Genomic DNA, 772 nt, shown 5'->3' with positions numbered 1-772 from the left:
TCCCTCGACGCCTACACGCTCCCCACCCACCTTGATGCCCTGACGACCGTCGCCGGCACCGTCCGGACCCTCCACGAGACCGGTCACGCCGTCGCCGTGGAGCCCGCCCTCGCCGAAGCCGNNCAGGCCCCTCCCACCGCCCACCGACCGGGACGCCCACCGATGAGCGCGATAGCCGTGGCCAACAGCGCGGCGCACTCGGCCACTTCACGGCAATCGGCCAGCAGCACACCGGCTGCCTCTCCCCCGTCGGCTTCGCCGACTGGCTCACCCGCACCCCCTGCACCGACTGCTGGCGCACCACACGCACCACCGACACCGCCTCGAAGGACGCCTGGCTCGCCGAACAACGAGCCACCGAACAGGCCGCAGCCGACACCTGGGCCGAACACCACCACATGCCCCTGCTCGACGGCACCGAACGCGCCGTCCCCTGGGCCGTCCGCTGCCACCACCAACTCCTCACCGCCGCCTACACCATGCTCGTCGTCGAAGGCGAACTCACCGAAGAGGAATGGGAGTCGCTGGAGAACGAGGCCCGCAGGATCGCGCGCAGGATGGTGGCTCGACCAGCGCAACGCCGACCCCGGAGGCCTTCCCGAACTCCTGCAAGCCGCCACCTCTGACGACCGGCTTACAGAGAACCCGTTCGCCTGACATGAGGAAGGGTCGTTGCTCGGTCCCGACGGCGGCCGGGAACTCGAAGGGGAGGATAGGTCGGGCAGATCAATCCTGGTTCTCGTAGCGGTAGTTGTAGTAGTCCTTGCCTGCG

At 69.1% G+C, this 772-nt stretch carries 1 pseudogene; it reads left to right on the top strand.

The annotated features are described in order from the left end of the window. Nucleotides 1-123: 123 nt before the first annotated feature. Nucleotides 124-626, top strand: a pseudogene (locus tag AOK24_RS47075) (hypothetical protein); the annotation flags it as partial. Nucleotides 627-772: the final 146 nt, after the last annotated feature.

This window comes from Streptomyces niveiscabiei (assembly GCF_001419795.1).
GTDB lineage: Bacteria > Actinomycetota > Actinomycetes > Streptomycetales > Streptomycetaceae > Streptomyces > Streptomyces niveiscabiei.
This window is presented reverse-complemented; position numbering and strand designations above follow the sequence as displayed.